General features: G+C 72.0%; 7 protein-coding genes. 5 read left to right on the top strand and 2 right to left on the bottom strand.

Annotation, left to right across the window (positions count from 1 at the left end; all coding sequences use genetic code 11):
• Positions 1 to 119: 119 nt before the first annotated feature.
• A complete protein-coding gene (gene queG / locus V7026_RS10380) occupies positions 120 to 1,310 on the bottom strand; it encodes a tRNA epoxyqueuosine(34) reductase QueG (protein WP_334155316.1) in 1,191 nt (396 codons plus the stop codon).
• Between the two features lie 34 nt (positions 1,311 to 1,344).
• On the opposite strand from queG, the gene tsaE reads away from it, so the two are divergent.
• Genes tsaE through miaA form a run of 5 tightly spaced genes read left to right on the top strand, consistent with a single transcriptional unit; the run spans position 1,345 to position 7,453 of the window.
• Positions 1,345 to 1,836, top strand: coding sequence for a tRNA (adenosine(37)-N6)-threonylcarbamoyltransferase complex ATPase subunit type 1 TsaE (tsaE, locus tag V7026_RS10375; RefSeq protein WP_334155315.1), 492 nt, complete (start codon positions 1,345 to 1,347; stop codon positions 1,834 to 1,836).
• Positions 1,833 to 3,182: an N-acetylmuramoyl-L-alanine amidase gene (locus V7026_RS10370; protein WP_334155314.1), complete on the top strand. Its 1,350-nt coding sequence runs from the start codon at positions 1,833 to 1,835 to the stop codon at positions 3,180 to 3,182. The genes tsaE and V7026_RS10370 overlap by 4 nt, the downstream gene beginning before the upstream one ends.
• Positions 3,183 to 3,191: 9 nt before the next feature.
• The gene (gene mutL, locus V7026_RS10365) at positions 3,192 to 5,108 is read left to right on the top strand and encodes a DNA mismatch repair endonuclease MutL (RefSeq protein ID WP_334155313.1); all 1,917 of its coding nucleotides are present in this window, start codon (positions 3,192 to 3,194) and stop codon (positions 5,106 to 5,108) included.
• Positions 5,109 to 5,137: 29 nt separating this feature from the next.
• Positions 5,138 to 6,394 (top strand): multidrug effflux MFS transporter, encoded by a 1,257-nt coding sequence (locus tag V7026_RS10360; RefSeq protein WP_068610741.1) that lies wholly within the window; start codon positions 5,138 to 5,140, stop codon positions 6,392 to 6,394.
• Between the two features lie 9 nt (positions 6,395 to 6,403).
• Complete coding sequence (miaA, locus tag V7026_RS10355) at positions 6,404 to 7,453, top strand: tRNA (adenosine(37)-N6)-dimethylallyltransferase MiaA (protein ID WP_334155312.1); 1,050 nt, start codon at positions 6,404 to 6,406, stop codon at positions 7,451 to 7,453.
• A gap of 24 nt (positions 7,454 to 7,477) precedes the next feature.
• Here miaA and V7026_RS10350 read toward each other — a convergent pair.
• Positions 7,478 to 7,917: NAD(P)H-dependent flavin oxidoreductase (locus V7026_RS10350; RefSeq protein ID WP_334155311.1), on the bottom strand; the 440-nt coding region annotated here is incomplete at its 5' end.

Genomic DNA, 7,917 nt, shown 5'->3' with positions numbered 1-7,917 from the left:
CAGTGCCCCCAGGGTTTGCCCCAGGCCTGCCCCCAAACCCGGGCCCAGACATGCCCAAGCCCACGCCCGGCACGCCGGCGGTCGGGTGGGGGCGGGGGTGGCGCAGCCATGACCGCATGTTAGTCCAGCAGCGCCCAGTCGATGTGCTCACGCACCAGGGGCGGCGTGGCCGGGTCGTCGCGCGCCGTGGCCAGCGCTGCCGCCAGCGCCGTCTGCGCCGCCACGTCTGCGCGCGCGCGGGCCGCCGCCCGCGCATTGCCCAGGGCCACGGCAAGGTTGCGCCGCCAGCGTCCATAGCCTATGCGGCGGATGGCGCTGCCCTCGGTGTGGCGCAAAAAATCGGCCTCGCTCCACGCCCACAGGTCCAGCAGGCGCGGCGCCGCCAGTGCCTCGCGGAGGTCGAAGTCGGGCAGCGGGCTGCGGCGGGCGTATTTGTTCCACGGGCACACGAGCTGGCAGTCGTCGCACCCATAGATGCGGTTGCCCAGCGCGCGACGCAGGGGCACGGGGATGGGGCCGTCGTATTCGATGGTCAGATACGAAATGCAGCGCCGCGCATCCAAGCGGTAGGGCGCCACGATCGCCCCGGTCGGACAGACGTCGAGACACGCGCGGCAGCGCCCGCAGTGCGCGGCCACCGGCGGGGTGGACGGCAGCAATCGGTCGATGAAAATCTCACCCAGAAAAAACATCGAACCCGCGTCGCGGTGCAGCGCCAGCGTGTGTTTGCCGCGCCAGCCCAGACCGCTGCGCGAAGCCAGTTCCACCTCGAGGACGGGGGCGGAATCGGTGAAGGGGCGCAGCGACGGCCGGACGTCGCCACCTGCGGGGTCGGCCAGCTCGGCCTCGATGCGCTGCGCGAGCTGCTGCAGCCGCCGGCGCAGCACCTTGTGATAGTCCCGCCCGCGAGCGTAGAGCGAAACCGTCGCCGCATCTGGATCGGTCAGCCGCGCCCATTCGCGATCGCGCCAATCGGGCGGCGCCCTCCGAGGCAGATAGTCCATGCGTGCGGTGATGACGCTGAGCGTCCCCGGCACCAGCTCGGCCGGCCGGGCACGACGCTGGCCGTGCCGCGCCATGTAGGCCATGTCCCCGTGAAAGCCGGCCGCCAGCCACGCCTGCAGGCCTGGCTCGGCACTCGAGAGATCCACGCCGCTGACGCCGATCTGGGAAAATCCCAAGGCGCGCGCCCACCCCCGGATACGCTCAACCAGCCCCTCGCCCGAAGCCCCCGCGGGCTCGGATGGCGAATCGGGCTGCGGGCCCAGAACGGGTGGCGGCTGCATGCCGCGCGATTGTAGAAAGTCCATGGCCTCAACCCCACCGCATCCGTCCCCTGCCCCCATGTCCCCTTGGGTTGTCACCAGCGAAGACGACACCGCCCGGCTGGCCCAGCGGCTGGCCGCGGCCATGCGGGGCGACCCGTCGCTGGCCGACGCCCTGCTGACCCTGCGCGGCGATCTGGGCGCCGGCAAAACCACCTTCGTGCGGCACCTGCTGCGCGCGTTGGGGGTGACGGGGCGCATCAAAAGCCCGACGTATGCGCTGGTGGAGCCCTACGACCTGCCGGAGCCGCCGGATGGCCCCACGATGCCGCCCGCCTGGCATGCGGACCTGTACCGCTTCGACGATCCCCGGGAGTGGGAGGACGCCGGCCTGCGGGAACTGTTTGCGTCCCCCGGGCTCAAGCTCGTCGAATGGCCCGAGAAGGCCGGATCGCTGCTGCCCATGCCCGACCTCGACCTGCTGCTCCACCACGACGGGGACGACACCCGCCGCATCGTCCCCACTGCGCACACCCCGCGTGGGTCGGCCCTGCTGGCGGCCCTGTCATGACGACGCGGCCGAACCCCCACCGCCGCGCCGCCCTGCGGTGGTTGCCTGCGCTGGCGCTGCTGGCGGGCAGCGCCGGGGCCTGGCCAGTCTGGGCCGCGCGGGTGGTGGGCGTGCGCGTGTGGCCGGCGCGGGATTACACGCGCGTCACCATCGAATCGGACACCGCACTGCAAATCACGCCGGTGTACGTGGCCGACCCACCCCGCCTGGCCGTGGACATCCGCGGGGCCGACCTGCTTCTCACCCTGCAGGGGCTGGTGCAGCGGGTACAGCCTGACGATCCGTTCGTGGCCCGGGTGCGGGTCGGTCTGTTCACGCCGGACACGGTGCGGCTGGTCATCGACCTCAAACAAGCGATCAGCCCGCAGGTCTTCCAGCTCGAACCCGTGGCCGCTTATCAGCACCGCCTGGTGTTGGACCTGCACCCCCTGGCACCGCCCGATCCGCTGGAGGAACTGATTGCGCGACACGTGGGTCGCGGCCCCGACAGTCCATCGCCACCGGCCGCTGATCCGCTCGCCGAGTTGATCGCCCGGCGCGAGCAGCGCGAGATGGCCCCAGCCCCAGCCCCAGCACCCACCCCGCCGACCGCGGCCGCCCCCGCGGCCCGGCGGCCGACGACCGAGCGGCTGATCGTCGTCGCCCTCGACCCCGGCCACGGAGGCGAGGACCCGGGTGCCATCGGCCCCAACGGCACGCGCGAGAAGGACGTGGTGCTGGCCATCGCGCACCGGCTGCGCGACCGGCTCGATGGCACGCGCATCAACGGCAACCCGGTGCGTGTGTTCATGACGCGCGACGACGATTACTTCGTGCCCCTGCATGTGCGGGTACAGAAGGCGCAACGGGTGCAGGCGGACCTGTTCGTCAGCATCCATGCGGACGCCTTTTTCTCCCCGCGACCGCGCGGCGCGAGCGTTTACGCCTTGAGCGACCGCGGGGCCTCCAGCGCGGCCGCACGCTGGCTGGCCAACCGCGAAAATGCAGCCGACCGCATCGGGGGGCTGCCCGTCTCGGTCAAGGACGCGACCGTGCAGCGTACCCTGCTGGACATGAGCATGACGGCGCAGATCAACGACAGCCTCCAGCTCGGCGGGACGCTGCTGCGCGAGATCGACCGCGTCGGCGATCTGCACAAGCCGCGGGTGGAACAGGCGGGCTTTGCCGTGCTGCGGGCGCCTGACATCCCCAGCGTGCTCGTCGAGACCGCCTTCATCAGCAACCCGGAGGAGGAGCGCCGACTGCGCGAGCCGGACTTCCAGGCCCGCATGGCCGAAGCGCTGGAGCGCGGCATCCGGCGCTATTTCGAGCGCAACCCGCCGCTGGCGCGCAACCGCGCCGCCTAGAATGGCCGGGTGAACGCGCTGCCGTCCCTTGCCCCCTCCACGCCCGAGCGCCGGGCCATCCGCCCGCTGCCCGATGAGCTGATCAGCCAGATCGCCGCCGGCGAGGTGGTGGAGCGCCCGGCCTCCGTGGTGCGCGAGCTGGTGGACAACGCGCTGGATGCGGGCGCGCGCCAGATCACCGTGCGGCTGGCCGCGGGGGGCGTGCGGCTGATCGCCGTGGAGGACGACGGCTGCGGCATTCCGCGCGACGAGCTGCCCGCCGCCCTGCAGCGGCATGCCACCAGCAAGATCCGCGACTTGACGGAGCTGGAGTCGGTGCTGACCATGGGCTTTCGGGGCGAGGCGCTGGCCGCCATCGCCTCCATCGCCGAAGTGACCCTGCTGTCGCGCCCCGCGGACGACCCCAGCGGCCATGCTTGGAGCCTGGACGCGCGCAGCGGCGAGCTGCGGCCCGCCGCCCGTCCACCGGGGACCACGGTAGAGGTGCGCGAGCTGTTTTACGCCACCCCGGCGCGGCGAAAATTTCTCAAAAGCGAGGCCACCGAGCTGGCGCACTGCATCGAGGCCGTGCGCCGCCACGCGCTGGCGCGGCCAGACGTGGGCTTCGCCATCTGGCACGACGGCCGACTGGTGCAGCAGTGGCGCGCCTGCACCGATCTGGACGCCGCGCTGGCCTGGCAGCGGCGCATCGCCGACGCGCTGGGGAGCGACTTCGTCGCCGAGAGTCTGCCCGTGGACAGCAGCGCCGGCCCGCTGCGCCTGCAGGGATTGGTGGGGCTGCCCGACGCGGCCCGTGCCCGCACCGACCGCCAGTTTGCCTACGTCAACGGGCGCTTCGTGCGCGACAAGGTCGTCACGCATGCGGTGCGCAGCGCTTACGAGGATGTGCTGCACGGGCAGCGCCAGCCGGCCTATGTGCTGTTCCTGACCCTCGATCCGCGCGCGGTGGATGTGAATGTGCACCCGACCAAGATCGAGGTGCGCTTTCGCGACAGCGGCGCGGTGCACCAAGCGGTGCAACGGGCGGTGGAGGCGGTGCTGGCCGCCCCGCGCAGCACCGGCCGCGCACCGACGCCCCTGGGGGACGCCGACGCCCCGCCCGAGGCCGTGACCCCATCCCGCGGAGGGCCGGCCGCCGCGGCCCCCGACGCCCCGCGACCGCCATCCGTTTGGGACACCACCCGCTACCAGCGCGCGGCCGCCCTGGACTGGCGCGCGCATGAGCCGCAGGCGTGGCCCCGGCTGCCGGGATGGCCCGATCCGCCCGTTCCCGCTGCCCCTACATCCCCGCCTGCCCCCACGTCAGGCGAGCCGACGTTGGACCGCTCGCAGGACTGGCCGCTGGGCCGCGCACTGGCCCAGCTGCACGGCATCTACATCCTGGCGGAAAACACCCAGGGGCTGGTGCTGGTGGACATGCACGCCGCCCACGAGCGTATCGTCTACGAGCGGCTGAAAGCGCAGTTCGACCGGCTGGGCGAGTCCACCATGCCCAGCCAGCCGCTGCTCGTGCCGGCGACGTTTGCCGCCACCCCGCTGGAGGTGGCAACAGCCGAGCGCTGCGCCGATGTGCTGCAACGCCTGGGCCTGGAGATGGCGCCATTTTCGCCCCAGACGCTGGCGGTGCGGGCCGTGCCGGCGCTGCTGGCCCAGGCCGACGCCGTGGCGCTGGCCCGCACGGTGCTGGCAGAGTTGGACCAACACGGCGGCAGCCGCGTGCTGGAGCGGGCCCGCAACGAGCTGCTTGCCACCCTGGCCTGCCACGGCGCGGTGCGCGCCAACCGCCGCCTGACGCTGGACGAGATGAACGCCTTGCTGCGCCAGATGGAAGCCACGGAACGCAGCGACCAGTGCAACCACGGTCGCCCCACTTGGCGCCAGCTCAGTCTGCGGGAGCTCGACGCGCTGTTTCTGCGCGGGCGGTGACGGGCGGCTTGTTGTTACCATCCATAACCATGCAGACCGCCCCCGCCCGTGCCGAGATGACCCCTGGATGGGTCGTCGTCTTTCTGTCCCTGCTGCTGGGCATCCAGCCATTGGCGACGGACCTGTATCTGCCCGCCCTGCCAGCGATTACGGCGGCCTTTGCCGCGCCCATGTCGCAGGTGCAGGCCACGCTGACCGCGCTGTTGCTGTCCTTTGGTGCCGCGCAACTGGTGTGGGGGCCAGTGTCGGACCGCTTCGGGCGGCGCCCGGTGCTGCTGGCGGGCCTCGGCGCGTATGTGCTGGCCTCGATCGGCAATGCGCTGGCGGCCAACATCGAGCAGCTCATCCTCTGGCGCATCGTGCAAGGCGCGGCGATGGGGGCGTCGGTGATGGGCGCGCGCGCCATCGTGCGCGATCTGTATGCGCCGGCGGACGGTGCGCGCATGATGTCCAAGGGCCTGAGCGGGCTGGGGCTGTTCGCCTGTATCAGCGGCCCGCTGGGCGGCTGGCTGACCGAGCACTATGGCTGGCGCGTCACGCTGGCGGCATTGGCCGTGTTTTCGGCCGTGGCCCTGGCCCTGGTGGTGCTGCGCTTTCGCGAGACGCTGCCCGCGCCCAACCCGCAGGCCCTGCAACCGCGCGAGATGCTGCGCATCTGGGGCCGCATCGCGCGCCACCCGACCTTCTGGGCCTGGGCGCTGCTGGCCGCGACCTCCTATGGCGGGCTGTTCACGTTTTTGGCGACGTCGTCCTTCGTCTTCATCACCGTGCTTGGCTTGAGCAAGACGCACTACGGCCTGCTGATGCTGTCGATGTCGATGGTGTACATCACCGGAACCGTGGTGTGCCGGCGCCTCATCCCCCGTCTGGGGGTGCGCCGCACGGTGGCGGTGGCGGCCGGCTTCACCCTCACTGGGGGCACGCTGTGCGGTGTGCTGGCGCTGCTGGGCCTGCACACCACATGGGCCATCATGGGGCCGTATTACCTGTTCATCCTGGCGCACGGAGTGCACCAGCCTTGCGGGCAGAGCGGCGCGGTATCGCCCTTTCCGCAGGCGGCGGGGGCGGCGTCGGCGCTGTCCGGCTTCGTCATGATGCTGACCGCATTCGGCATGGGCACCTGGCTGGGCACGCGCATGTCCACCGGGGCGGAGACGGGGGTCTATCCGCTGACCAACGGTCTGTGGTTTTGGGCCGTGGTCATCGCCGCCGTGGCGTGGACCCTGGTGCAGCGCCACGGCGAGGTGCGCTCCGCCCCCATGCCGGCGCCGGGGCCGACGCGATAATCGCGCCCCATGCAGCCCGATCACAGCCCCCAGGTGTGCGGCTGGTTGGCGATTGCCGGGCCCACGGCCAGCGGCAAGACCGCATTGGCCCTGGCGATCGCCGCGCGCTGGCCGGTGGAGATCATCAGCGTCGATTCGGCCCTGGTCTACCGCGGCATGGACATCGGCACCGCCAAGCCCACCGCGGCCGAGCGGGCCGCGGCGCCGCACCACCTGATCGACATCCGCGACCCGCGCGAGGCCTACAGCGCGGCCGAGTTCGTGCGCGATGCGCGCCGGTTGGTGGCCGCGATCCGAGCCCGCGGTCGCTGGCCGCTGCTGGTCGGCGGCACGATGCTGTATTTCAAGGCGCTGTTCGACGGGTTGGACGAGTTGCCGCCGGCGCACCCGGCGCTGCGCGCCACCATCGAAGCCGACGCGCGCCTGCGCGGCTGGCCCGCGCTGCACGCCGAGCTGGCCCGCGTGGACCCAGTGACCGCGGCGCGCCTGCCGCCGACCGACGCCCAGCGCATCGGTCGGGCGCTGGAAGTGTGGCGCGCCACGGGACAGCCGCTGTCGGCGTTGCAGCGCCGATGGGTCCAGCCCGCGGATGACAAGGCCCCTACCCCGCTGCACATCGATGGCTGGCCTGGGCGGCTGCTGTCGCTGGAGCCCGATGAGCGCGTCTGGCTGCACCGGCGCATCGACGCGCGCTTTGCCGCCATGCTGGCCGAGGGCCTGGTGGACGAAGTCCGGCGCCTGCGCGCGCGGGGCGATCTGGGCCCCGAACTGCCCTCGATGCGCTGCGTCGGCTACCGCCAGGCGTGGGAGGCCCTGGACGCCGCCGCGGCCCATGGCCACGAGGCGCTGGACGCGCAAGCGCAACGAGCGCTGTGGGAGCGCGGCTGCGCGGCCACCCGGCAGTTGGCCAAGCGCCAGCTCACCTGGCTGCGCTCGATCCCCCAGCGCGAGGTGATCGCCATCGACACCCTGGACGACCCCGTGCCGGCCGTGCTGGCAAAGGTCCGCTCGGCGTGGGGGAATGAGGGCAGCGCCCCATCCCCAGCCACGACCGTCTGACGGGCAGAGCGGATGGCGGCGCGCTCAGACGCCGGCGCACAGCCGCGCGCGGGCCTGCGCGTACTCGCGCTTGAGGCGCGCGACCACTTCGGCCGCCGGCCGCACCGCATCCACGACGCCGATGCCCTGTCCGCAGCCCCAGATGTCCTTCCACGCCTTCTTGGCGCCGTCGCCAAAGTTCATCTTGCTCGGGTCGCTCTCGGGCAAGTGGTCCGGGTCGAGACCCGCAGCGCGGATGGACGGCTTGAGGTAATTGCCGTGCACGCCAGTAAACAGGTTGCTGTAGACGATGTCGTCCGAGTTGCACTCGACGATGCACTGCTTGTAGGCGTCGCTCGCGCGCGCCTCGTCGGTGGCGATGAACAGCGAGCCGATGTAGGCAAAGTCCGCCCCCATCGCCTGCGCCGCCAGCACCGCCGACCCCGTGGCCATCGAGCCCGACAGCGCCAGCGGTCCGTCGAACC

Source organism: Tepidimonas sp. (assembly GCF_036825565.1).
Taxonomy (GTDB): Bacteria; Pseudomonadota; Gammaproteobacteria; order Burkholderiales; family Burkholderiaceae_C; genus Tepidimonas.
This window is presented reverse-complemented; position numbering and strand designations above follow the sequence as displayed.